Genomic DNA, 23,156 nt, shown 5'->3' on the forward strand with positions numbered 1-23,156 from the left:
TGCTTCCTTAATGTAAATTTTGGATTTTCTCTAGTGTGCTTGTGGTGGAGTAGCCCTTGACAAAGTCTATCAACACCACTTCCTTCACTAAACTGCTACCCACAACCTCTTTGCCCGCATAGTCTGCCCCCTTGACTAACACATGGGGCTTTAGGGCTTTAATCAACTCCAGGGGAGTGTCCTCCTCAAAGAGCACCACAAAATCCACACATTCTAGCCCTGCGAGCACAAACGCCCGCGCGTCTTGGCTGCAAATGGGGCGGCTCTTGCCTTTTAAACGGCGCACCGAAGAGTCGCTATTTAGCCCCACGACCAAGAGTCCCCCCAAAGCCTTCGCCTTTTGTAAATACTCTACATGCCCTCTGTGCAACAAATCAAAACAGCCATTGGTGAAGATGATCTTAGGTGGGTGCATGGCTTTTAGCAGGGCGCAGAGTGTCGTCTTGTCTAACACCTTTTGCCCCTTGTGGTAGTGCTTTTGCAAAAAGTTGAGCACTTCAGCGTAGCTTGCCTGAGCGCTGCCCACTTTTGCCACCACCACCGCCGCGGCCGCATTGGCAAAATGGCACGCTTGCTCTATGGGATAGCCTAGCCCTAAACAAAAGGCCAAAGCGGCGATCACCGTGTCGCCTGCCCCGCTCACATCATAGACCTCTTTGGCAATGGTGGGGATTTTGTGTAAATCTTGATCCAAAAACGCCATGCCCTGCTCGCTTAGGGTGATTAAAGGCGTGGCGATTTGCAAATTTTCTTTAAAGAAACTCAAGGCTTGGGCTAGGCTTGCATCATCGGCAATCTCCACCCCTGTCGCCATTTGGGCTTCTTTTTTATTGGGGGTGATTAAATCGGCGTGGGCGTATTTGGAGTAGTCCCTGCCCTTGGGGTCGCATAAAACGATCTTTTGCTGCGCTTTGGCGCGTTTAATCAGCTCTTGGCATAAATGCGTGTCTAAAACGCCCTTTAAATAATCGGACAACACCAACACATCGGCTTTTTCTAAGAGGCCACTCGCCTTTTCTAGCAGGGCGGCACATAAATCCTTGTCAATGGGGTCTTTGCGCTCGCGATCCACCCGCAACACTTGCTGTTTAGAAATCATCACCCGCGATTTTTGGCTCGTGGGGCGTTTGGCATCCACCAAAATCCCACTAGAACCCACGCCCAAAGATTGCAAGGTTTCAAACAACCAACTTTGCCCCCATCCCCCCCACCACCCCACACAAATCCACGCTTGCGCCCAGGGCAATTAAATTATCCGCCACATTGCCCGCCCCCCCAAGGCGGCGGCTCTCCTCTTTGACATCCACGACCTGCACGGGGGCTTCAGGAGAGAGCCGCTCGCTTTGCCCCCAAATGTAGTGGTCTATGATGATGTCGCCCACCACCAACACATGCGGGGGGTTTTTGGGCGGGGTTAAAAAAGCTTCTAACACCGGGCGAGCTCTCTAATCGTGGGGATATAGGCTGACACACCCCTTTCTAGGTCGTAGGCGGGGGCGTAGTTTAAATCGGCATGCGTGGGGGCAATGTCGGCACAAGTGTGCTCCTGGAAGAAGTCGTAGGGGTTTTTAATGTAGGTAACCTTGAAGTCGCCTAAATGTTCTTGCAACAAGCGCACAATGTCGTTGTAACTACGGCTCTTGCCATAGCCCACATTATACACGCCGCTGACAGACGCGCTCATCGCCTTCACGCAGGCTTGGATCACATCATCAATATAAACAAAGTCGCGTTTTTGCTCTCCAAATTCAAAGAGCTTGACTTCTTTGTGTTGCAGGGCTTGTAAGCCCAGTTGCAAGACCATGGAAGCGGTTTTGTGCTTGTAAAACTCTCCCGGGCCATAGACATTAAAATAACGCAAGCCCACAATGGGCATGAAACTCTCAAGGGCAAAATCTAGCGCGCTTTTGTCCATGCAGAGTTTAGAAAAGCCATAGACATTTTCGGGTCTTTGCCCAAAACCGACCTTGTTTGGGGCGGGGGTGTTGCCATAAACGCCCGCTGAAGAAGCGTAAATGACTCTTGCATCCTTTTTAAGGGCGATTTTTAAAAGCCTAATGAAGGCTTGGTGGTTGGTTTTCATCACCAACTCTTGATTTAAATTCGTGGTGTCGGAGATCGCCGCTTGGTGAAACAAATAGTCAAAGTCCAGTTTCTTCAACACGCCTAGATCTTTGGTGATGTCTGCGGTGATGATTTCGCCATGAAAGTCTAAGAGGTTTTTAAAATGCCCTAAGCTTGTAGTGGGAGGGGTTTGCTCTCTAAATTTGTCGATGACAACCACCCGCGCTTTGGGGTGATAGGTTTGAAAATACATGGCTAAATTGCTGCCGATAAAGCCCGCTCCACCGGTGATGACAATGGTTTTGTTCTCTAGGGTATTTGGGGTAAACAAAAGTGTCCTTTCTGTGGGGTTAAAAAGTCCAACACCTGCTCTAGGCGTGCAACGCGCGTCAGCAACGCTTGTGCTTTAACATCTTGCTCTTGCGGGGCGAAAAGTAAATTGATGCCAACCCCCCCTTTTAGCCCAAATTCCACATCGCTTGGCTTATCGCCCACAAGCACGCTTTGGGCTAAATCAAGGGGGAAATCTTGCAGGGCTTGCTCTAACATGCCCACTTTGGGTTTTCTACAAGCGCAATTTTGGTTAGGGGCGTGGGGGCAGAAGTAAATTTTATCTAGCCCAAAACCTAGTTTCTCTTGTAATTTGGCTTGCATGTAGGCGTTTAAGGCTTCAAAGTCCTTGAGGCTGTAGAAACCGCGCCCTATGCCCGATTGGTTAGTCACCAGCAAGAGCAAGTAGCCCAAATCTTTAGCCCCCCTTAAAAGCGTGAAAATGCCGGGCACAAATTCAAAATCTTTAGCTAAATAGACATAGCCCTTATCGACATTCACCACGCCATCCCTGTCTAAAAAGAGAGCCTTCATAGATGTCCTAACATTTTTACGCCCATATAAATGGTGTGGGCGGCAAAGCCTAAAAGCAGCACAAAGGCGGCTTTTTGAAACCATGCGCGCCATTTGGAGTTTAAAAAATTGCCAAAAAGCGCGCCAAAAACAAACATGGGCGCAAAAGTCGCTAGACCCAAAACCACCATCACTTCAAGCGCACCCATTAAATTCGGGCGCGCCAGGGCGTTTAACACAAACCAATAAACCATCCCACAGGGCAAGAGCCCATTTAAAAGCCCTAGGGCGTAAAAGCTAGGTAAGCTAGGCGTGCTAAAAAGGCTTTTAAAACCCCTAGCAAAGAGCCCCCCACTTAAAGCTAGGGGGTTTTTAAGGCGTAAGATAAAACCCAACGCAAACAGAGCCATCAACACCCCCACGCCCACCAGCACCGCTCCTTGCAAGTGCGCTCTAGGCAGATTCAAAGACTTTGCTAAAACCGCTAAAAGCCCATGAAAGCCCAAAAAGGCTAAGAAGCCCACAAAGACATACATGTTCACCCGCCCCAAGTTGTAGAGCGTGTGGGCGGCCAGTTGGGCTTTTAAGGGCATTTGGGGGGCAAATTTATTTTGGCAGTAGGCGAGCACCACCCCCCCGCACATCCCCACACAATGAGAGAGTGCCATTAAAGAGGCGCTGAAAAAGAGATAGACCAGCTCCATCAAGCCCCTAGAGTGGCTAGCATGCCATGAAAGACCAAAAGCCCATCGTAAATGCCTTGGCTAAAGAAGTTGGCTAAAAACTTGCCATCTCCGCCTGTAAAATACACCTTACGCTCCCCCACAAGGTGTTTAAGAGTTAAAAGCACGCTTTGCAAGGCCCCATAGCCTAGCGCGTCTGCGGTGGCGTTGGGTAAACTCTGCAAATCCACCCGCAAATTTAAAGGCAAGTCTAGAGCAGGCGAAATGTGTTGAAAGGCGTGGCGGTAGCTTTCAAAGCCGGGTAAAATCACGCCCCCCAAATGCACCCTACTCTCCATTACATCAATGGTGATCGCACTGCCCGCATCCACCACCACCCCGCTTTTGCCACAAAGCCCCAAACACGCCGCAATGCGATCCACCCCCAGCCCTTCATATTTGCTTTTTAGCTGCATTTTGGGGGCTAAATCTGTGGCACTGGGGCAAAGCTCTAATAGGGCGTTGGTGGATTCGGGGTTCACGCTGATATAGAAAACTTCGCCTTGTAGGGCTTCTTGGTGGGTTGCTAAATTTTGGGGCGTGCACGCCCACACCCGTCCTGCTTTGTAAAAATGTAAATGGGTGTTGCCGATGTCGCATAAAATCATGGGTGGTTGTGGCTCAAATCGAAGAAATAGCGGTCGTAATAAATCTTGTCGTCGGTGTAAAAGCTGGGCCGATCTAAATTCCCCATGAAACTTTTAGAAGCACTTTTAAGGGGATAAATGCGGTAGTCATCAAAGTGTTCCAAATCCACTTCCACTAGGTAGCCGCGCTTTTCTAGGGTGTAGAGCTTTTTATCCGTAACCACAATAGTGTTTAACATGGCAAAGGGTAACTTCACCACGCCCATGCTTTGGTCGTTTAAGGTTTGATCCATCTCTAAAATGCGCCCATCTAAAGTCAACACGTATAGGCGGTGGTGCTTATAAAGCACATCCACAATGTCCGCATCAAAGTTAAACTCTTGCCCTGAGATCACCGACACGAGCCTTTTGCCCGTGGCCGCAAACATGTTTTCATCATCCACTTTGAGATAAATCACATTGTTAAAAAACTTCTCGCTGTTGAGCACAATATTGCGCACGACCCTAGGCTCTTTAGATGCCACATCCACGACCAAGAGCCGCCCATCGAGCATGGGAAAGACCACCACCGTGTCTAAGAACACCGGCGCGGCGACTAAGGAGTTGATCGCCGGGCTAGATGAGCCCTTTTCATTAAAGAGCAGTTTTTTCGTTTTGATGTCGTAGATGTTGGCGGAGTTGTCGGCCATCACCACCGCTAATTGGTTGCCCTTAATGCTGGCACTCAAGGGGTAGGTGTCTAGGGGAATGGTGATGGAGGGGGCGGCACTTAGAGCGGTGCTGATGAGCTCTAATTTGTGGCAGTGATCGTGCAACTGCACATTTTGATCGGTCTCTTCAATGTTATCGATGATCGCCTCTTGGGCCTGCTTGTCTGTGAGGGTGGTGTGTTTCTTGTGTTTGACCTTGGGGCCATTGCGCTTGTGGGCGCGCCAGCAATCGTGCGCCAAAATGTAGTAATCTTGGCTTTGGTTCAAAAAGGAAGTTTCCTTGTCCTCCTTCTTCTCAATCTTTAGCTGTGTCAAGCCCTGTCTATCCAACACCCCGCCATTGGATAAAATTGCCCCGTAGCGGTTGGTGAAAATGATGGGGGCTTTGAGTTGCTCGTGGAAGGTGAGTTGACGCACGATCTTGGATCTAGGCGGTTTAAAGTTCTTGCGATCGCCACAGCCAAAACTAAAAAGCGCTAAGAGTGCCAACCCCAACAGCCATGCATGCCTCATTGTGCCGCCTTTTGCATGCCGGTGGCGGGGTAGTGTTTGAGTAAAGAGGCGATGGGGTAAATGCCTGAAGTGGGGGGGATGGTGGCGATCAAGGCCTTCATCTCGTTGGCCGCTTTGGGGTCATTATGCAACAAGTAGGCTTGTTGTAAATGGATCAAATCCTGCAAAGCGGGCAGGTCTAGGGCTTTTAGGGCCTTTAAATCACGATGATAAGACGCAGTGTAGTAGCCTGCTAGGGCCTTCACGATGGGGTTTTTGGCGTGGCTTAGGCTGTCTAGAGTTTTGATGTCCTTGTTCTTTAACGCTTGGGCGTAATTGTAAAGCTCGGCAAGCTGGGGGGCCTGCTCTTGTAATTTTTCTAATGGGGCGGTGTTGTTGGGGTTTGCCAACACTTCGTTGTAAAGGGCGGTGATCTCTTGTGTCCTTTTGTCCTTTTGCACCGCTTTAAACTTTGTGTAGCCCCACCACGCCAACGCCAAGACCACCAATGCCCACAGCACATATTTATACTTGTTGTAAAACTTCTCTAGCCGAAAGGCACTTTCTAAAAGCTTTTCATCGCTTTTAAACTCTTCTTTGACCTGTGTTAAATTCTCTTTAATTTCCATTAAACCCCACTGCTCCCAAAGCCCTTGGCACCCCTTTGCGTGGCTTCTAGTTCAGGGGCTAGGGCAAACTCCGCCTGAAACACGCGGCAGAGCACCCCTTGCGCAATCCGATCGCCCGCTTGTATGTGAAAGGGGCTGTTGCCTAAATTCATTAAAATCACTTGCAATTCGCCCCGATAGTCGCTATCAATCGTGCCCGGGGAGTTTAAGACCACAATTTGGTGCTTGAGGGCTAGCCCTGATCTTGAGCGCACTTGCACTTCATAGCCCTTTTCTAGCTCAAGGGCGATCCCGGTTTTTACCAAGCCCACACTCTTAGGGGCGATCTCTAAGTTCTCTAGAGCGCATAAATCAAACCCGCTCGCCCCTGCACTTTGGTAGGCAGGCATTCGGGCTTGTGGGTGGAGCTTTTGCAACCTAACTTTTCGCATAGTCAATGTCTTTGTAGTAAATGTCTAAAATTTCAAATTCGTTCTCGCCAGAGGGCAACACCACCGTAACTTCATCACCCTTGCTCTTGCCCATTAAACTTTTGGCAATGGGCGAGCCAAAGGAGATGAGCCCCCTAGTGGGGTCGCTTTCCATGCTCCCCACAATGGTGTAACAAAACTCCTTGTCGTTGTCTAGGTTTAAGATTTTCACGGTGCTGCCAAAGCTCACCTTTTGATGGCTTAAAGTGGAGGGGTCGATCACTTGTGCGTTGGCTAAAATACGGCTCAAATCGTTGATCCGTGCTTCGATAAACGCCTGCTTTTCTTTGGCAGCGTGGTATTCGGCGTTCTCTTTTAAATCTCCATGCTCTCTTGCCCGATCGATCTCTTTAACGATCTGTGGCCTTTCCACTTCTTTAAGTTTTTTCAATTCGGCACAAATCTTTTCATAACCATAGGCACTCATCGGCTCTTTCATTGCGACTCCTAAAATAAAGCTAGGATTATATAAAATGCATGGTTAAAACGCCCTAAATCCGCCAAATCCCCCCCCTATTAATTGCGTCCTAAGTTAAATGTTCTAATAATATGGACCTAAAGTTTGTTGTTTGGGTTTCACCCATGGGTTGTTGGCACTCTCTAAAGGCAAAACATCAAGACACTAGACAAGGACACAAAAGACGCATTCCGCACGGCTTGCAAGCGCATTTTATACGCCAAGCGGGGCTTTGACATCAAAGACCACAAACCAAATGCCCTATTGCAAAAATGGGTGCGCCCTAGGGCTGGGTTAAAGGTTTTGATCTATTGTCCCCTAGCCCACGAGGTAGATGTACGCCCCTTCATCAAGTGGGCTAGAAGGCATCAAATGCGCCTGTTTGCCCCCTTAATCCATCCGCCCTGTTGCACCTATGTGCCTTACCGCTTGCCTTTAGACACCCTTAAACACATCAAACAACCCAAACCGAGCTTTTTGAAAGCACCCTTAGACCTAGCCATAGTCCCCATTTTGGGGGTGGATTGTGGCCTTAGGCGGGTGGGTTTTGGGCTAGGGGCTTACGATCGACTTTTTGCCACCTTAGCTAAAAAGCCCTTCACGATTTTCATCGCCCGCCAAATTTTAAAATCCCCCCACACTCTAGGCGCGCCACACGACATCACAGCCCACGCCTGCCTAGAGCAAAACAACGATTTTACGCACCAAAGGACAATCAATGGAAGAGGCTTTAAGCATTTTAATTCCCTGCTTATTCACCGGTATCGGCGTGTTTTACTTCACCAAGAAAAATTACAGCGCCGCTAGCCAAAATCTCATCGCCCGAGCCAAAGCCCAAGCGGACATGCTCATCTACCAAGCCCAAGTGCTTTACAAGAGCAAAGAAGAAGAGTCTAAAACCCTAGCTTTGCAACTGCAGCAAGAACACGATGAGCGTCAAAAGACTCAAGAATCCGCCTACCAACACAAGCTAGATGAACTTAAAAATAGAGAAAAACAACAACAACAGCATTGGCACCACAAACATAAACAACTAGAACAGCATAAAAGCGAGTTAGACACACTAAGACGTGAACTAGAGCAGGGCAAGTACGCCCAAGATAAGCTTTGCCAAGAGTACCAAGAGCTCAAGGAACAAGCCATGCAAACCCTCATGGAGTGCTCGGGCTACACCAAAGAGGAAGCCCAAACCCTGCTCTTGCGCCTGCTTGAAGAAGAATTGATTTTACAAAAGGCGGCTTTGGTGCGCCGCTATGAGCGCCAAGCCAAGAAGGAAGCCAAAGAGCGCGCACATTTCATCTTAGCCGAGGCGACTTCACGCTTTGCAAGCTCTTTTGCCATGGAGAATTTAACCAGCGTGGTTTCTTTACCCAATGCCGAGTTTATCGGGCGCATCATCGGCAAAGAGGGCAAGAACATCGACACCTTTAAGCGCATCAGCGGGGTGGAGTTGATGATCGATGAGGAAACCAAGACCATCACTTTGAGTTGCTTTAATCTCTACCGGCGGCAAATCGCCACACAAACTTTGGAGTTGTTGATTCAAGATGGGCGCATCCAACCTTCGCGCATTGAAACCGTGTACCAACGGGTGGAAGCGAACATGGAAGAGAGCATTTTAAAAGAAGCCGAAGAAGTCATTTTAGACCTGCAATTAGATTCCATGGACGAGGAATTAAAACGGCTCTTGGGGCGCATGAAATACCGCACCAGCTACGGGCAAAATGCGCTCACCCACTCCATAGAGGTGGCGATTTTAGCCGGCATGATCGCCGAGCAACTGGGCGGCGATTCTAAACTAGCCCGCCGGGCGGGGATTTTGCACGACATCGGCAAGGCTCTCACACAAGAACATGGGGGCGATCACGTAGATCTGGGGGCTGAGGTGTGTGTGCGCTGCCACGAGCACCCTGTGGTGATCAATGCTATTTACGCCCACCATGACCGCCAAGAGATCAAGAGTGTAGAGTGCGCTGCCGTGTGCGCCGCTGATGCCTTGTCTGCTGCAAGACCCGGGGCACGCCGCAAGGAAAACGAAAACTTCCTAGTCCGCATGCACGATTTGGAGCGCATCGCCAGCCAACAAAGCGGGGTGGAAAAAGTCTTTGCCATGGATGCGGGGCGAGAGGTGCGCGTGATTGTCCGCCCTGAGCAAGTGAGCGATGCCAAAGTCCCCCTGCTTGCCCGCGACATCGCCAAAGACATCCAAGCCAATCTACAATACCCTGGCGAGGTCGTGGTGCATGTCATCCGCGAAAACCACGCCAAAGCCATCGCCCGCTAGAGCTCTTAGCCTTTTAAATTGCCCCGCTAGGGGGGCTCTTGCCCTTTAAGTCCTCAACACCAACGCTAAAGGTCCACACTGCCTAGATCACCCCTCTAAACCCGTTAGGGCTTTTCAAGCAACCCCCTAGTCTGCCACCCCCTAAATCCGCCCCGCCCCTAGGGCTTTTTGCCCTCTATCGACTTTTGAATGCCAAACCACCAAATGCTAGGGTTTTTCGCGTAGGCGTTTCATGTGTGCCCCTAGGGCGTTCATCTTATGTTCTAGGGCTTCATAGCCGCGGTCCAAGTGGTAAATGCGGTGCACCCGGCTCTTGCCCTTAGCCACGAGGGCAGCAAGCACCAACGCCGAAGAAGCCCGTAAATCTGTCGCCATCACATCCGCTCCGATGAGCTCACTTGTCCCCTGAATCTGCGCCATTGCCCCTTTAAGGCTGATCTGCGCTCCCATGCGCTGCAATTCGCCCACATGCATGAAGCGGTTTTCAAATAAACGTTCTTCAATGAGGCTTGAGCCCTCACATTGTGTCGCTAGTGCCATAAACTGCGCTTGCAAATCGGTGGGAAAGCCCGGGTATTCTGTGGTGGTGAGGCTAAAGGCTTTTTTGTGTGCGGCAGCGTGGATTTTAAGCGTGTGGGTGGTGGGGGTGTTTTCTATGGTGTCGATACTAAAGCCGATTTCTTGCAATTTGGCGAGCACCGCTTCTAAGTGGTGGGCGTTGGTGTGTGTGAGCGTTAAGGCAGAATTGGTGATCGCCGCGGCGCATAAATAAGTCCCGCACTCAATGCGATCGGGGATAATGCTGATTTCTTTAAAGTCTAAAGCCTGTCTGTCCGTGCCCTGCACTAAAAGCTCCCCGCTACCCACTCCGCTAATCTTAACGCCCCCTGCTTGCAAGAAAGCGCACAGCTGCACCACTTCGGGTTCTTTGGCGGCGTTGATGATCCTTGTCTGTCCCTTTGCCATGCTTGCGGCCATTAAAATATTCTCTGTGCCCGTTACCGTGATTTTGTCAAAGATGAGATCGCAGCCCTTTAGGCCCTTCTTAGCTTTGGCTACAATGTAGCCCTTATCGATGGTGATTTCAGCCCCCATTTTTTCCAGTGCGCTTAAATGCAAATCCACGGGCCTAGCCCCGATCGCGCACCCCCCGGGCAAACTCACCTGGCACTTGCCAAAACGCCCTAAAAGCGGGCCTAGCACCAAAATAGACGCGCGCATTTTACGCACAATCTCATAGGGAGCGGTGCAACTCATTTTCGTGCAATGTGTGGGGTTTGTGCTGATCTCAAGGCTATTTAGCGTGTGCCATGTGGTTTGTGCGCCTAAATGCTCCAAGAGCTCCACTAAGGCACGCACATCGGCGACATGGGGCACGTTGTCTAGGCACACAGAATTTTTGGCTAAAAGCGTGCTGGTTAAAAGGGGCAGGGCGGCGTTTTTTGCCCCAGAGATTTGCACCTCTCCACTTAAAGTCTGCTGCCCCTTGATCTCTAAGTAGTCCACATCAATCCTTCTTTTTGTGTTTAAGCGCGAGCCCCACGGTGTTGGCGATCGCCTTGCTGATCTTGGGATTTGCGTCTTCTAAACTCTGCCCAAAATTCACGGTCGAATCGATGTCTAACAACTCAGACTCGGCAAATTTTTTAATGGCGTTGAGCCAATCGCCTTCTTTAATGTGTTTGGGTAGACTGGTGTAGTGTTTGCCAAAGTCTTGAAAGAGGGCCTTGTATCCCTCTTGATCTTTTTCCTTGTCTACCTTGTCTAGCTGGATGACTAAGTCTCCTAAAAGGGGGATATTAGGGGGTGGGGGTGGGGGTTTTAAGTAGGTGTAAGTGAAGCCCACCAAAAGCATGGGGAAGGCAAAGAGAAAACCCGCCGTCCAGTAAATGCCATAAAACCACAAATCGTACATGGCTAGTGTTGCAGTTGATAAAAATCGTTCGTGGCTTGGATAAAGCCCTCCACACTCCCGCAATCGTAGCGCTTGCCTTGAAACTTATAGGCTAAGACTAACTTATCTCGCGCTTGCTGCAAAAGCGCGTCTGTGATTTGGATTTCATTATTCTTGCCCGGGGGCGTGTGTTTTAAGACCTCAAAAATATCAGGGGTTAAGATATAACGTCCGATCACGGCTAAGTTGCTCGGGGCTTCCTCTGCTTGGGGCTTTTCTACCATATCTTGCACTTGATACACCCCGCTTGCCATCTCTTGGCCTAAAATCACACCGTACTTATGCACCTCTTCCATCGCCACTTCTTCAATCGCCACAATGCAGCAGCGGTATTTGTGGTACAGCTCCACCATTTGGGTCAACACCCCCTTGCCCTGCGTGTTGATACACAGGTCATCGGCTAGAAGCACACAAAAAGGCTCGTTGCCAATCAAAGTTTGCGCGGTGTAAATGGCGTGCCCCAAACCTTTCATTTCGTGTTGCCTTGTGTAAGAGAAGCTACAATTTTGCATTAAAGCGCGGATGCCCTCTAATTGCTGTTCTTTGTTCGTGCCATTGATTTGGTGTTCTAGCTCATAGCTGATGTCAAAATGGTCTTCAATGGCGCGCTTGCCCCGCCCTGTAACAATCGCCATCCCCGTGCAACCCGCCTCCATCGCCTCTTCTACGCCGTATTGAATCAGCGGTTTATTGACAATGGGGAGCATTTCTTTTGGCATGGCCTTTGTGGCGGGTAAAAAGCGCGTGCCATAGCCGGCGGCGGGAAAAAGGCATTTGTTGATCATGGTCTGTCCTTTAAAATCGTGTTGAAAAAGCCCTGCATGTCAAAGTGAATTTTGTGGGGATGGTGTCTAAAAATGCTTTGGTAGATGATGTAGTTTGCCAAAACCTTTTGCCCGTAAAGGCGGGTTTCTTCATAGGGGATCAGCTCCATACTCAGCCACGGCTCAAACCTGCCTTTAGTGAAAAAGTGCCGCTCTTTTAAAAGCTTTCTAAAGAAGTTTGGCCCTGCGTTGTAACAATACGCCACAAAAAGGGGATTTTTAAATTCTTCTTTGAGCGTGTTTAAATAGTAATTACCAAAGGTTAGGGACAAGTGGGGGTTAAACATGTCGGTCAGTTGCACCTTGCTTAAGCCCAGTGCCTTAGCAAAGGGAGCGACATTAAAGGGCATGATTTGCATCAGCCCCAAAGCGTAAGAGGACGACACCAAAGCGGGCAGCGATAAACTTTCTTGCCTGGCAATGGCATAGGCCATTGCCTTTTCTTCTAGGCTTTTAAAGTGGGCGTTTCTGACATAAGGGGTTAAAAAGTAATGCCGATCATCGCTGTAATAACGCTCTAAAAAGTAGGCCAAATGCGCCATGCTCTGCTCAGTGCGTAGGGGTTTTAGGGCTTTTAAAAAAGCGTGTCGGTTGTCAATGGAGAGGATTTTCTCTCTTAAGGTTTGCCACGCAAAGGGGTCTTTGATGTCAAATTTTGGGGATTTGTGGCTCAACAAGCCCAGCGAAGTGACAATCTTGTATTTAGGCAGGCTCTTGCGTTTGAAGTTGGCATATAAGCTAAAGAGATTGGGGTTGGTGCTTTGGCTTAAAATGTCTAAATAAGTGCTGTTTTGGCTGAGCAGATACTTCCAAAACACCGCTTTATCGCGCATGAAAGCCTTGTTTGCCTGCTTTTGGGCGCGGTCAAAGTAAGTGAAAGCGGTGATTTCCTCTTGGTGCAAAAGGGCGTTGATGCCTAAAAGAAAAAAGGTTTTAGCATCGGAGTTGGTGATGCTTGCATGGCTTAGAGCTTTTTTAAACACGCCAAAGTGGCTGTCTAAAACCACCCGTCTTAAAATGTCGTTGAAGGCGGGGTTATTCTCGTTGGCAAGCGCAGCCAAAACTTCGGGGTCAAAGGGGCGATCAAAAAAGTCTTGCTTCTGCTCGTAACTTAGGGCATTGTAAAGGGCGGCGATCACCCCCGCCCCTGCCTGCAAAAAGATGCCTTGATCTGTGGGGTTTAGCACGATTTGTAGGGCGTTGTAGAGCTTGAAGTGGCTTTTAAGTTTAGGCTGCAGTGCACGCAAAATCGCTGCACTTCTAGGTTCTTGCGCCTTGGCAAAAATGCTAGAAAGACTGAGAGCTTTGGCAATGCACGCGCTGTCTTTATCACTCAAAACTTCTAGGGGCAAGCCTTGACAAGGGTGGGGGATTAAGTTTAACGCCCCCTTTTGCCTAGCCAATTCTATGAGTTTTGGGGTCTTGTGGGCGATGAGATTATAGGCAGCTTTGGCTTGCTTAGCCGTCGTGCCAGGCTCTTGCAAATAAAGCCAAATGAAAAAATCTCTAGGCGTGCCCCTAGGTTTGCTCTTTAGGTAGGCTAGGCTGATGTGCTGGGCGTTTAAAGACACACAGCAAAGGACAAGCAAGAGTAGCCGCAACAAAGTTAACCTTGTGCGTAATTAAACATGAGCTGCACGGCGGTCATGTCAAAGAATTTCAACACCAAAACCACCGCCAAAGGCGATAAATCAATGCCATTAAACACTAAAAAGGGGGCGAGTTGCTTGGCTTTGTTTAAAGTGGGTTCAGTGAGGCGGTAAAGGATTTGCACGATGGCGTTAGTGGGGTCGGGGCGCACAAAGCTTAAAAGCGCAGCGATGATGATGATCCAAATGTAGAGCGTGATGAGGCTGTGTAGGATGGTGGCGGTGGCGCTTAAAAGGGTGCTAGCAACCATGTTCTGTCTTTAAGACCAAAATCTGCTCTAAAAAGGGGGCAAGGTGGGGGTAAAGCAGGGCGAGCTCCACGCCGTGTGCCTGTCCTGTGAGTAAAATCCTCAAAGGTTTGAAAAAATCCTTGCCCTTCAGCTGGCTTTTTTGCATGGCTTCGTGCTTAAAGGCGTTGAAGTCTGCCACGACCTCCATACTTTTTAAGGCGGTGTAGAGTGTGTGGCATTTGTCGTAGAAGTTCTGTCCTTCATAGTCCTTAGCGATGTCTTTGGGGCTAAACATGGCATTTACTTTTTCTTGCAACTCATTTAGGGTGCTGCACTCTTCTAAGAAAAGTTGGGCTAGGGGGGCTTTAGCGGTTTCTATGTTTAAAAGTTTGGCAAGGCTGTTTAAATCTAAATTTTTTAAATGCTCGTGGTTCAAGTGGCGCAGGTAGGACAGACTAAAATGTGCGCTAGATGCGCTGACCCTCTCTAGCTCAAACCACTCCAAAGCCTCGCTTAGGCTAAAAATCTCTTTGGGGGCTTTGTAGCCCATTGTGGCTAAGTAATTGGCGATGCTAGCGGGTAAAAAGCCTTCCTTTAAGAGCCACTGCACGCTGGAGGCTTCATAGCGCTTACTCATTTTCTTGCCATCGTCTTCGTTTAAGATGATGGGTAAGTGGGCGTAAATCGTGGGGATTTCGGGGGTGTCTAGCACACGGCTTAGGGCTTGCTTAATGAGGATTTGCTTAGGCGTGTTGCTGACATGGTCTTCTCCGCGGATGATGTGGGTGATTTTGTAGTTAAAGTCGTCCACCGCACAGGCAAAGTTATAGGTAGGGACTTGGTTTGAGCGCACAATGACAAAGCTGTCTAGCTCGCTCGCTTTAAAATGGATCGTGCCTTTCACGAGGTCGTTGAACGCCATATCCTTTGCGCTCCCCCTTAAGCGCACCGCGGGGCTAGGGTTGCTCTCTTTCTCCAGCAATGCCCATGAGTCGTCATAGCGGAAAGGCCTTTTAGCTTGCACGGCCTCTTGCTTTTTTTTCTCTAAAAACTCGGGCGTGCAGTGGCAATAAAAGGCTTCGCCCTTGTCTAAGAGTTTTTGGGCGTAGTCTAAATGCGTGCCAAAATTTGCGCTTTGGTAGACGAGCTGATCCCAGGTTACCCCCATTTGCTTTAAAATCTTAAAAATCTCTGTATCTTTACCTGCAATGTTACGCTGTGTGTCAGTGTCTTCAATGCGTAACATTAAAGGGAGTTTGAGACGTTTAGCCACAATGAAGTTCAACAAGGCCACACGCAAATTCCCAATATGCATGCTACCTGTGGGGGAGGGGGCAAAGCGCAACATAGAAAGCCTTTTTGCCAAATTATAGCACAGGCGTTTTAAAATACGCCCTTTTCTTGTGGCAATTTATGCTCCCAGCAAGCCAAATTTGATAGGGGGCTTGAAGCCCCAACCCCTTTTTTTAGCACCCATGTCCACTTTGGCGCATAAACCCCCAACACCAACACCCCAACAAGACTCCAGCCACCAACCCCCTCAAAGTGGTTTGCCCCACAACTTTGGCAAGTAAAGTCTTTTACAAGTGAAGACTTCTACTTCAATTACGCAATAAAGTTTATATATATACTATCAACTTTATTAACACGAATTCTATATACGATGATGACTATCAACTTATCTAATATTTAAGCTATAATTAAGTTTTATGATTTTAAAATCAAGCGTTTTTGAAAAATCTAGTAAGGGAGCTTAAGATGGATAAGCAACATGCCTTAAATGTGTTGAACAGTAAAACAGCTACACAATGTGGTGAAGTTGTTTGAGAAATACGCCCAAGTGTTTGGAGCTACGGATATTTGCGTGAAAGACCTTGATTTGTCAGGGTTGCAAATCGGCTACAGCAAAGAGGGGAAAGAGAAAATCTTTAACCTTGCCTTCCCTAACCCCCTTGAAAATTTTGAGGGCATCCGCGATGCGCTCATTGCCCTTTTAGGTGAAGAAGCCGCAGCGCAAGAACAACCAAATCCCCAACAAAATCAACAACAGGGCTTTGGTCCACAAGCACAAGGTTTTAACCCGCACAATCCACAGGGTTTCAGTCAGCAAAGTGGTTTTAATCCCCAAGCGCAACACCCCTTTAGTGCTCATGCCCCCTTTGGCGCACAAAGTCCGCGAGGCGCAAACCCCCAACAAGGTTTTAACCCTCAAACACAGGGTTTTCAAGGCCTTGGGCCGCAGGCCATGCCCTTTGGCCCTATGGGTTTTCATGCCCACAACCCCCAATGGGGCTTTAACCCGCAGGGCTTTAATCCCCAAGCGCAACACCCCCAACCAGGCTTTGACCCCCAACATCCACAAGGGGGCTTTGGTCCGCAAAGTGATCTTGCTCCCCAAGCGCAAGGCTTTGACCCCCAAAACCAAAATCACCTCACAGAATCCGCACAACCCCCACACCCACAACCAACACAGTCTAAGGACTAGCGTTTTAGGGGGACACACCCGTCTTTGGCGGGGCCTTGCCCCACTTGCCTTGTTAAAAACCACAGCCCCGCAAGCAGCGACCCTTGTAAAAGCAGCCCGCCTTGAAAATCCAAGAGATTGACTTTAGCAAAGCTGACCCAAAGGGGGGCGTAAAAATCCCAGCTAAAGTACCAGCCCAGCCCCCACCACATTGCCCACTCCCACCAAAAAAGCCCCCAAATCCCCTTGCATAGAGCGGTACATCCAGCCACACTCACACCCTCCAGCCAGCACAATCCCCACCCCAAAGAGCAACCCGCCTAGCGCAATGCCCGGACTCGCCCACATGATCTTGGAGTGTGCGCCCAGTTGCAAGCACACAAAAATTCCCACGCTCCCCACCGCCATCGCCCACACCAAAGCCTGTGCCTGTGCGTTTTGTTTATGCACGAACAAATGCCTAAAGGCGGTGGTGAAACAAATTTGCCCCTTAGAGACGACAAAGCCAAAGAATGCCCCAAAACACAGGGCGTAAAAAAGCTTATGGTGCAAATGCCATGCCAGGCCCAAAAAGCCCACCACAGCACAAAGGACTAAGGTGTGGTTTAAAATTTTGGGGGGTTTTTGTGGGGTAGCTTTAGAACAACTTTGGGACAAAACCTTAAAAGCAAGCCCCATGCCAAGTAAGGTCGCAATGGTGAAAAACCACGCATGTAGGCTAAACTGCGGGATTCCCGTTAAAAAGCTGGCTAAATTACACCCCAGTCCCAAGCGCGCCCCCAGCCCCGCCAATAGCCCACCCAAGAGTGCCCGCCCCATTTGCGTTTTTGTAGGGACATTTAATCCCAAGCGCCCCGACAAACTAGACGCACAGAGCATGCCTAAAAACATGCCAAGAATCATCACTCCATCGATGCGCTCTAAGATATTGCCCTTCAGTCCAATGATTTGAAAATAGCCTAAGTGGACTGTATCCACACCCAGCCAGCCTAAAAGAGCCCCACTCCAGCGGGTGAATTCCCCCGTAACCGCCCAATAAGTGCCAACCACACCAAAGTAAAACACAGAAGCCACAGAGAGAGTTAAAACACAGGGCACAAACCCCCATCGCTGTGTGAAAAAAGTACGCACGAAAAACCCTAGAGAGAAAGAATACGCCGTAAATGTAAGCGTGCTAGCCGAACTGGCTATGTAGGCGTTGTTTAAACGCTGTTTTAACAAACGCTGAGCGGCATTTTAACACGCAGTGTCTTAAATTACTAAGACACTTAACGCAAAAACCTCTTTAGCACATTTAAAGTGCTAAAGGCAAGGAGCTACAAGAACCCCACGCGTATAAGTAGAGCATTAAAAAGCTAACCCCCCCCCCAAAGCCCTCATCAACGCGACACATTAATCCTTGCGGATTTATCCTTTTCTTTTTTCTACAATTTCTTTAGCGATGTTGGCGGGCACTTCGCCGTAGTGGTCGAACTCCATAGAGTAAGTCCCCCGCCCTTGTGTGGCGGAGCGCAGATCGGTGGAGTAGCCAAACATTTCTACCAGGGGCACAAACGCATTGACGATTTTAAGCCCCAGGCGATCGTCCATCGCATTGATCTGCCCTCTGCGGCGGTTTAAATCCCCGATCACATCGCCCATGTACTCCTCAGGCACTTCCACCTCCACTTTCATCATGGGCTCTAAAAGCACAGGATTAGCCGCACGGCACGCCTCTTTAAATGCCATAGAGCCGGCGATTTTAAACGCCATCTCTGAAGAGTCCACTTCGTGGTAACTGCCATCATATAGGGTAACTTTACAATCCACGACCGGATAGCCGGCGAGCACCCCGCTTTGCATCGCCTCTTGGATGCCCTTATCCACCGCCGGGATGTATTCTTTGGGGATCACGCCCCCGCTGATTTCATTGACAAACTCATAGCCCGTACCCGGATCTTTAGGCTCAAGCTTAATGAAGACATGCCCGTATTGCCCGCGTCCGCCAGATTGTTTGGCGTATTTATGCTCTTTTTGCACCGCACTGCGGATGGTTTCTCTAAAGGCAACTTGGGGTTGGCCCACTTCAGCTTCGACCTTAAACTCCCGTTTCAAGCGATCCACGATGATCTCTAGGTGCAATTCGCCCATCCCGCCGATCAAGGTCTGCCCGGTTTCTTCTTGAGTCATCACCCTAAAGCTGGGGTCTTCTTCGGCAAGTTTGCCTAAAGCCACGCCCATTTTTTCTTGGTCGGCTTTAGTTTTGGGTTCTACGGCAATGTGAATCACGGGCTCAGGAAATTCCATGCGCTCTAAGATCACGGGGTTTTTCTCGCTGCAAAGGGTGTCGCCGGTGAGCGTGTCTTTTAAGCCCACAAAGGCACAAATCTCGCCGGCATAGACTTCTTTAATGTCCTCTCGTTTATTGGAGTGCATTTTTAAGAGTCGTCCTACGCGCTCTTTTTTATCTTTCGTGGAGTTGTAAATGTAGCTACCGGATTCTAAATTGCCCCGATACACCCGCACAAAGGTGAGTTGCCCCACGAAAGGGTCGGTCATGATTTTAAAGGCAAGTCCGGCAAATTCGCCCTCATCGCTGCTTTGCACATGGATTTCTTCTTCACTCTTGGGGTCCACACCCTTGATGTCCGCCACTTCCGTAGGGGCGGGTAGGTAGTCGATCACGGCATCTAAGAGAGTTTGCACGCCTTTATTTTTAAAGGAAGAGCCACAGAGCATGGGGATTAAGGACATGTTCAAGCACCCGGTTTTAATGCCCTTTTTGATCTCTTCTTCGCTCAAAGCCTCACCAGCAAGGTATTTTTCCATAAGAGCTTCGTCTTGTTCGGCGACTGCTTCTAAGAGTTTGTCGCGGTATTCTTGGGCTTTGGCTTGCAAGTCGCTAGGAATCTCTTGGACTTCGTATTTTGCCCCCATCGCCTCGTTGTTCCAAACAATGGCTTTCATGGCGACTAGGTCGATCACGCCGATAAAGGTGTCCTCTGCCCCAATGGGGATATTGATGGGCACGGGGTTGGCTTTTAGGCGTTCTCTAATTTGGTTTTCGACATTGTAGAAGTTTGCCCCGATGCGGTCCATTTTATTGACAAACACAATGCGGGGCACGCCGTATTTATTCGCCTGCCGCCACACGGTTTCGCTTTGGGGTTGCACCCCGCCCACAGAGCAGAACACGCCCACAGCTCCGTCTAACACACGCATGGAGCGTTCCACTTCGATCGTAAAGTCCACGTGTCCGGGGGTGTCGATCAAATTGATTTGGTGATCTTTCCAAAAGCAGGTGGTCGCCGCGGAGGTGATGGTGATCCCTCTTTCTTTCTCTTGCTCCATCCAGTCCATCGTGGCTGCCCCGTCATGCACCTCGCCGATTTTATGGCTCACGCCCGTGTAAAATAAAATCCGCTCGGAGGTTGTGGTTTTACCCGCATCGATGTGGGCGGCGATGCCAATGTTTCTAATCTTGTCTAAAGGGGTTTTGCGTGCCATTGACAACTCCTACCAGCGGTAATGGGCGAAAGCTTTATTGGCTTCTGCCATTTTATGGATGTCTTCTTTCTTCTTAAACGCCGCCCCTTTGTCGCTGGATGCATCCATCAACTCGTTAGCCAACTTATCCACCATCATGCGCTCGTTGCGTTTTCTAGTCGCCTCTAAAATCCAGCGGATCGATAGGGATTGTTGCCTTGCGGGGCGCACCTCTACGGGAACTTGGTAAGTCGCCCCCCCTACACGCCGACTGCGCACTTCCACCAAAGGTTTGACATTTTCTAACGCCTTTTCAAAGACCTCAATGCCCTTTTCCCCGCTTTTTTCCTCGATTTTTTGCAAGGCAGCGTAAATGATCTTTTCTGCCACGCTGCGTTTGCCGTCATACATCATTTTATTGATGAATTTAGTGATGACCTTGCTGTTGTAGACCGGATCGCCTAGAACTTCTCTAATGGGTGCTCTTTTTCTTCTCATCTCTTCCCTTTACTTTTTCTTCTTTTCAGCCCCGGCTGCCCCGGCTTTAGCCTTTTTTGCCCCGTACTTACTGCGAGAAACCGTGCGTTTATTCACGCCCGCTGTGTCTAGCGCGCCACGCACAATGTGGTATTTCACCCCGGGTAAGTCTTTCACCCGTCCGCCACGCACCAACACAATGGAGTGTTCTTGCAAGTTATGCCCCTCGCCGGGGATGTAGCTGATCACTTCAAATTTGCTAGTCAGGCGCACTTTGGCGACTTTTCTTAGAGCGGAGTTAGGTTTTTTAGGGGTGGTGGTGTAAACCCGGGTGCAAACGCCCCTTCTTTGGGGGCACTCAACCAAGGCGGGAGACTTGGTTTTTTTAAGGATTTTTTTCCTTTCCTTTCTGATGAGCTGATTGATGGTTGGCACTCTTGTCCTTTATCTGTAATTTTTGCATGATAAAAGGGTTATTATAACATTAAAAATCTTTAATGCGACTTAGCTACAAAAGCATTTTACGTGAGGTTGAGCTTGTAGATCAGATCTTGATTGGCGTTGATGTGGGTTTTAACATCTTCAATCTGCCCTTGGATACGCTCCAAATCGCGCAAACTTTCTTGCGCCATTTGCTCCATTTCCTGCGATTGATCCTGCAACGCTGCCATGACCTTGCCAAGCGCGTCCAAACTTGTGTTGTTCTCATTGGCCGAGTCCAAAACCGCCTTAGACGAGCCATCGATCTTCTTCACCGCCTCGTTCATAGAAGTGAACGTCACCCCAATCTCTTCTAATCTCTGTTGCACCCCATTGGCTAAATTGCCGACTTCATCGGCCACCACCGCAAAGCCCCGTCCATGCTGGCCGGCCCGGGCTGCCTCAATGGCCGCATTGAGGGCTAGTAAATTTGTTTGGTAAGACACCCGATCGATTTTCTTTAATGCCTCGGACACCTCGTTGATGTTGCCATCGATGGTGCTCACGGTGAGAGATAGGGTGTTGGAAAGCTCTTTAAGCATTGCCATGGAGTTTTGCAATTTAAGAGCCTCTTCTTTCACGGCGTTGACATACTCGTTATTGGCCGTGGCTTTTGTGGCGATGTTCTTTAAGTAAATATTGTTCGCCCCCACAATTTGGTTATAGCCCTGGTATTGTTCCAGCAGAGCATTTTTAATAGCGATGGTCTTTTGCAGGCGGTTGGTTTTGATTTGCTCATAATAGGCTAGAGTGCCCCTAAAGTGGGTGAAAAACTCTTTAAAAGCCGTTGGTCTAGGCACACCCTCGAAGATACACAGTGCCGTGAGGGTTTGGTTTTGGTGCAAATTATTAGACACCTCCCCAAAGGTGGAGAATCCGCTGATAGGGCAGGTGTCAAAGGCACTAAATTGTGCCAAATCTTGTGGGTTGTTTGCCCGGCGCAAAATGCAGTCATTGGCTAAGATCGCCACTGCCTTACGCCCCTTAGAAAATTGCTCGTAGCCTTGCATGGTGTTCTTCATAAAATTTGTGGCCTTGACGAGATGCAAAGTTTCGCCAAAATACAGATCACAAAAAAATAAAATGCTTTTATCGGGATTGAAGGTCCCCACAGAACGGATATAAAGTTGCTTACCCACTTCTACGGCGAAGGTGTAACCCTCTAGGCTTTTGGGTAGATTCTCTGGGGTGCAGTGAAAATGTGCGCAAAGCGCATCTACGGCACTCACCAGCTGGCCATCTATGAGAAAAGACTTGACGATGCGTAGCTCAGGGCTGCACTCCCCGATGAAAAATGAAGTTTGGGTTTTTTCAAAATTATGTGTGGTGAAGATGTCGTAATGGTATCCCTGAGCCAGCTTGCAATATATCAACACCGCTTCTGTGGCACTCACCCTGCCATTGAAAGCCAACAACGATTCTTTGAAGTCCAGCTTACCCCCAGCACTCCCGCCCACTAAGTTGGTGAGGGGCACATCCGCGTTCACAAAGGCTTCTAAAAAGAAACTCTCGGAGGCAGTCAAACCCGGGAAGTAGCTTAAAATAAAAGTGTCTATGGGGCGGACGGGCATTTGGGGGCGCACCTGTCTTTCGATCAGCTCTTTAAGTTTTTGCTTACGGCTGGGTAGGTCCATAGAAATTTGCCCTTTTTGCAAGTCGCCACAAAGGGTGTCTAGCATAAAACCCTCTACACTCTCAAGCAAATCCGTGTCCAGCGTGTGTAGCAAAATACGCTCCTGGCTCTGCAGGTTGTAAAAATCCGTGTTTGAGCCCCCGACTTGCCCGGCGGTTTGGATCGCAAAGCGCACGGGGATGTGGCTAAATTGATTCTCAAGGGTGCGCACAATAGTGTTAAAGTCCAAAGTGGCGGGCACAAAGGCTAAGAGCAGGACACCTTCTAGCTTGGCTTTAGACAAATCTGTAGGGGCTAGGGTGAGTTGGGTGTTCTTGGGGCTTGCTTTTTGGGTTTTTTGGGCAGAAGTCCATTTAAAAAACATGAGCGGTTCTCCTAACAAATTGCCTATTCTACCATGAAAGCCTTCAAAGTGTTATATGCACCAGGGGTTCAAAAGCCCATTTTTAGCCACACTTTGCTAGACTGAGAAGATGCGTATTGATAAATTTTTGAATGCCACAAACATCACGAAAAGACGCGCTGTTGCGCTGGACATGCTAAATGAGGGCGTGGTTGCCCTAAATGGGCTCAAGGTCAAGCCGAGTAAAGAGGTCAAGGTGGGGGACATCATCGCCATCACCTATTTAGACAAAACCAAGCGTTACGAGGTCTTGGCGATCCCCACGCTAAAGACCATCCCCAAAGCCCAAAGCCACTTATACATCAAAAATTTGGATTAA

General features: G+C 49.1%; 24 protein-coding genes and 1 pseudogene. 4 read left to right on the forward strand and 21 right to left on the reverse strand.

The features are described 5' to 3' along the window. Nucleotides 1–7 precede the first annotated feature (7 nt). The 9 genes and pseudogenes from rfaE1 to greA form a co-directional block, all read right to left on the reverse strand. Nucleotides 8–1,433 (reverse strand): annotated as a pseudogene (gene rfaE1, locus QUE23_RS02005) (D-glycero-beta-D-manno-heptose-7-phosphate kinase). Continuing rightward, on the reverse strand, nt 1,427–2,395 hold the full coding sequence (rfaD, locus tag QUE23_RS02010) for an ADP-glyceromanno-heptose 6-epimerase (RefSeq protein WP_286349017.1): 969 nt from the start codon (nt 2,393–2,395) through the stop codon (nt 1,427–1,429). The pseudogene rfaE1 and the gene rfaD overlap by 7 nt, the downstream one beginning before the upstream one ends. Next, the gene (locus QUE23_RS02015) at nt 2,374–2,928 is read right to left on the reverse strand and encodes a D-glycero-alpha-D-manno-heptose-1,7-bisphosphate 7-phosphatase (protein ID WP_286349018.1); all 555 of its coding nucleotides are present in this window, start codon (nt 2,926–2,928) and stop codon (nt 2,374–2,376) included. The genes rfaD and QUE23_RS02015 overlap by 22 nt, the downstream gene beginning before the upstream one ends. Further along, the gene (locus QUE23_RS02020) at nt 2,925–3,611 is read right to left on the reverse strand and encodes a sulfite exporter TauE/SafE family protein (RefSeq protein WP_286349019.1); all 687 of its coding nucleotides are present in this window, start codon (nt 3,609–3,611) and stop codon (nt 2,925–2,927) included. The genes QUE23_RS02015 and QUE23_RS02020 overlap by 4 nt, the downstream gene beginning before the upstream one ends. Beyond that, nucleotides 3,611–4,237, reverse strand: a complete 627-nt coding sequence (locus QUE23_RS02025; protein ID WP_286349020.1) for a type III pantothenate kinase — start codon at nt 4,235–4,237, stop codon at nt 3,611–3,613. The genes QUE23_RS02020 and QUE23_RS02025 overlap by 1 nt, the downstream gene beginning before the upstream one ends. Next, nucleotides 4,234–5,439, reverse strand: a complete 1,206-nt coding sequence (locus QUE23_RS02030; protein ID WP_286349021.1) for a PQQ-binding-like beta-propeller repeat protein — start codon at nt 5,437–5,439, stop codon at nt 4,234–4,236. The genes QUE23_RS02025 and QUE23_RS02030 overlap by 4 nt, the downstream gene beginning before the upstream one ends. Then, nucleotides 5,436–6,047 carry a hypothetical protein gene (locus QUE23_RS02035; RefSeq protein WP_286349022.1) on the reverse strand — a complete coding sequence of 204 codons (612 nt, stop codon included), beginning with the start codon at nt 6,045–6,047 and terminating at the stop codon, nt 5,436–5,438. The genes QUE23_RS02030 and QUE23_RS02035 overlap by 4 nt, the downstream gene beginning before the upstream one ends. After that, nucleotides 6,047–6,478: a dUTP diphosphatase gene (gene dut, locus QUE23_RS02040; protein ID WP_286349023.1), complete on the reverse strand. Its 432-nt coding sequence runs from the start codon at nt 6,476–6,478 to the stop codon at nt 6,047–6,049. Before dut ends, QUE23_RS02035 begins: the two co-directional genes overlap by 1 nt. Next, on the reverse strand, nt 6,465–6,956 hold the full coding sequence (gene greA, locus QUE23_RS02045) for a transcription elongation factor GreA (RefSeq protein WP_053830546.1): 492 nt from the start codon (nt 6,954–6,956) through the stop codon (nt 6,465–6,467). The genes dut and greA overlap by 14 nt, the downstream gene beginning before the upstream one ends. A 294-nt stretch (nt 6,957–7,250) precedes the next feature. Here greA and QUE23_RS02050 point away from each other — a divergent pair, with 294 nt between their 5' ends. Together QUE23_RS02050 and rny are read left to right on the forward strand one after the other, a co-directional pair. Then, the gene (locus QUE23_RS02050) at nt 7,251–7,781 is read left to right on the forward strand and encodes a 5-formyltetrahydrofolate cyclo-ligase (protein WP_286349474.1); all 531 of its coding nucleotides are present in this window, start codon (nt 7,251–7,253) and stop codon (nt 7,779–7,781) included. Next, a complete protein-coding gene (rny, locus tag QUE23_RS02055) occupies nt 7,693–9,258 on the forward strand; it encodes a ribonuclease Y (protein ID WP_053830430.1) in 1,566 nt (521 codons plus the stop codon). Before QUE23_RS02050 ends, rny begins: the two co-directional genes overlap by 89 nt. A 207-nt stretch (nt 9,259–9,465) precedes the next feature. Here the strand turns inward: rny and murA are convergent, their stop codons facing one another. From murA to gltX, 6 genes are read right to left on the reverse strand one after another with little or no spacing between them, the layout of a single operon-like run. Then, on the reverse strand, nt 9,466–10,764 hold the full coding sequence (gene murA / locus QUE23_RS02060) for a UDP-N-acetylglucosamine 1-carboxyvinyltransferase (RefSeq protein WP_286349024.1): 1,299 nt from the start codon (nt 10,762–10,764) through the stop codon (nt 9,466–9,468). Between the two features lies 1 nt (nt 10,765). Then, nucleotides 10,766–11,173, reverse strand: a complete 408-nt coding sequence (locus QUE23_RS02065) for a hypothetical protein (RefSeq protein WP_286349025.1) — start codon at nt 11,171–11,173, stop codon at nt 10,766–10,768. 2 nt (nt 11,174–11,175) lie between these two features. After that, on the reverse strand, nt 11,176–11,997 hold the full coding sequence (gene galU, locus QUE23_RS02070) for a UTP--glucose-1-phosphate uridylyltransferase GalU (RefSeq protein ID WP_286349026.1): 822 nt from the start codon (nt 11,995–11,997) through the stop codon (nt 11,176–11,178). Beyond that, nucleotides 11,994–13,640, reverse strand: a complete 1,647-nt coding sequence (locus tag QUE23_RS02075) for a lytic transglycosylase domain-containing protein (protein ID WP_286349027.1) — start codon at nt 13,638–13,640, stop codon at nt 11,994–11,996. The genes galU and QUE23_RS02075 overlap by 4 nt, the downstream gene beginning before the upstream one ends. A gap of 2 nt (nt 13,641–13,642) precedes the next feature. Then, entirely contained in the window at nt 13,643–13,936 is a 294-nt protein-coding gene (locus QUE23_RS02080; RefSeq protein ID WP_286349028.1) for a YggT family protein, read from the reverse strand. Next, nucleotides 13,926–15,263: a glutamate--tRNA ligase gene (gltX, locus tag QUE23_RS02085; protein WP_286349029.1), complete on the reverse strand. Its 1,338-nt coding sequence runs from the start codon at nt 15,261–15,263 to the stop codon at nt 13,926–13,928. Before gltX ends, QUE23_RS02080 begins: the two co-directional genes overlap by 11 nt. A 465-nt stretch (nt 15,264–15,728) precedes the next feature. Between gltX and QUE23_RS02090 the strand changes: the two genes are divergently transcribed. Continuing rightward, nucleotides 15,729–16,400, forward strand: coding sequence for a polyadenylate binding domain-containing protein (locus QUE23_RS02090; protein ID WP_286349030.1), 672 nt, complete (start codon nt 15,729–15,731; stop codon nt 16,398–16,400). Here QUE23_RS02090 and QUE23_RS02095 read toward each other — a convergent pair. The 6 genes from QUE23_RS02095 to QUE23_RS02120 all read right to left on the reverse strand — a co-directional run bounded on the left by QUE23_RS02095 (nt 16,397) and on the right by QUE23_RS02120 (nt 22,798). Next, on the reverse strand, nt 16,397–16,591 hold the full coding sequence (locus tag QUE23_RS02095; RefSeq protein ID WP_286349031.1) for a hypothetical protein: 195 nt from the start codon (nt 16,589–16,591) through the stop codon (nt 16,397–16,399). The genes QUE23_RS02090 and QUE23_RS02095 overlap by 4 nt on opposite strands. Beyond that, nucleotides 16,563–17,510, reverse strand: a complete 948-nt coding sequence (gene yedE / locus QUE23_RS02100; protein WP_286349032.1) for a selenium metabolism membrane protein YedE/FdhT — start codon at nt 17,508–17,510, stop codon at nt 16,563–16,565. The genes QUE23_RS02095 and yedE overlap by 29 nt, the downstream gene beginning before the upstream one ends. Before the next feature lie 276 nt (nt 17,511–17,786). Next, a complete protein-coding gene (gene fusA / locus QUE23_RS02105) occupies nt 17,787–19,865 on the reverse strand; it encodes an elongation factor G (protein WP_286349033.1) in 2,079 nt (692 codons plus the stop codon). 9 nt (nt 19,866–19,874) lie between these two features. Next, nucleotides 19,875–20,342 carry a 30S ribosomal protein S7 gene (gene rpsG, locus QUE23_RS02110; protein ID WP_053828666.1) on the reverse strand — a complete coding sequence of 156 codons (468 nt, stop codon included), beginning with the start codon at nt 20,340–20,342 and terminating at the stop codon, nt 19,875–19,877. Nucleotides 20,343–20,351: 9 nt separating this feature from the next. Then, nucleotides 20,352–20,756: a 30S ribosomal protein S12 gene (gene rpsL / locus QUE23_RS02115; protein ID WP_053828667.1), complete on the reverse strand. Its 405-nt coding sequence runs from the start codon at nt 20,754–20,756 to the stop codon at nt 20,352–20,354. Nucleotides 20,757–20,842: 86 nt separating this feature from the next. Next, entirely contained in the window at nt 20,843–22,798 is a 1,956-nt protein-coding gene (locus QUE23_RS02120; protein WP_286349034.1) for a methyl-accepting chemotaxis protein, read from the reverse strand. Between the two features lie 109 nt (nt 22,799–22,907). Between QUE23_RS02120 and QUE23_RS02125 the strand changes: the two genes are divergently transcribed. After that, nucleotides 22,908–23,156 (forward strand): RNA-binding S4 domain-containing protein, encoded by a 249-nt coding sequence (locus QUE23_RS02125; protein WP_104741913.1) that lies wholly within the window; start codon nt 22,908–22,910, stop codon nt 23,154–23,156.

The organism is Helicobacter felistomachi (assembly GCF_030296895.1).
GTDB classification, from domain to species: domain Bacteria; phylum Campylobacterota; class Campylobacteria; order Campylobacterales; family Helicobacteraceae; genus Helicobacter; species Helicobacter felistomachi.

What these genes read in the sequence shown, in the direction of transcription:
- QUE23_RS02025 (WP_286349020.1), bottom strand. Translation starts at nt 4,237, where the DNA reads ATGATTTTATGCGACATCGGCAACACCCATTTACATTTTTACAAAGCA.
- QUE23_RS02080 (WP_286349028.1), bottom strand. Translation starts at nt 13,936, where the DNA reads ATGGTTGCTAGCACCCTTTTAAGCGCCACCGCCACCATCCTACACAGC.
- galU (WP_286349026.1), bottom strand. Translation starts at nt 11,997, where the DNA reads ATGATCAACAAATGCCTTTTTCCCGCCGCCGGCTATGGCACGCGCTTT.
- fusA (WP_286349033.1), bottom strand. Translation starts at nt 19,865, where the DNA reads ATGGCACGCAAAACCCCTTTAGACAAGATTAGAAACATTGGCATCGCC.
- greA (WP_053830546.1), bottom strand. Translation starts at nt 6,956, where the DNA reads ATGAAAGAGCCGATGAGTGCCTATGGTTATGAAAAGATTTGTGCCGAA.
- QUE23_RS02065 (WP_286349025.1), bottom strand. Translation starts at nt 11,173, where the DNA reads ATGTACGATTTGTGGTTTTATGGCATTTACTGGACGGCGGGTTTTCTC.
- dut (WP_286349023.1), bottom strand. Translation starts at nt 6,478, where the DNA reads ATGCGAAAAGTTAGGTTGCAAAAGCTCCACCCACAAGCCCGAATGCCT.
- gltX (WP_286349029.1), bottom strand. Translation starts at nt 15,263, where the DNA reads ATGTTGCGCTTTGCCCCCTCCCCCACAGGTAGCATGCATATTGGGAAT.
- QUE23_RS02035 (WP_286349022.1), bottom strand. Translation starts at nt 6,047, where the DNA reads ATGGAAATTAAAGAGAATTTAACACAGGTCAAAGAAGAGTTTAAAAGC.
- QUE23_RS02095 (WP_286349031.1), bottom strand. Translation starts at nt 16,591, where the DNA reads ATGTGGTGGGGGCTGGGCTGGTACTTTAGCTGGGATTTTTACGCCCCC.
- QUE23_RS02015 (WP_286349018.1), bottom strand. Translation starts at nt 2,928, where the DNA reads ATGAAGGCTCTCTTTTTAGACAGGGATGGCGTGGTGAATGTCGATAAG.
- rpsG (WP_053828666.1), bottom strand. Translation starts at nt 20,342, where the DNA reads ATGAGAAGAAAAAGAGCACCCATTAGAGAAGTTCTAGGCGATCCGGTC.
- QUE23_RS02120 (WP_286349034.1), bottom strand. Translation starts at nt 22,798, where the DNA reads ATGTTTTTTAAATGGACTTCTGCCCAAAAAACCCAAAAAGCAAGCCCC.
- rny (WP_053830430.1), top strand. Translation starts at nt 7,693, where the DNA reads ATGGAAGAGGCTTTAAGCATTTTAATTCCCTGCTTATTCACCGGTATC.
- QUE23_RS02125 (WP_104741913.1), top strand. Translation starts at nt 22,908, where the DNA reads ATGCGTATTGATAAATTTTTGAATGCCACAAACATCACGAAAAGACGC.
- QUE23_RS02020 (WP_286349019.1), bottom strand. Translation starts at nt 3,611, where the DNA reads ATGGAGCTGGTCTATCTCTTTTTCAGCGCCTCTTTAATGGCACTCTCT.
- QUE23_RS02030 (WP_286349021.1), bottom strand. Translation starts at nt 5,439, where the DNA reads ATGAGGCATGCATGGCTGTTGGGGTTGGCACTCTTAGCGCTTTTTAGT.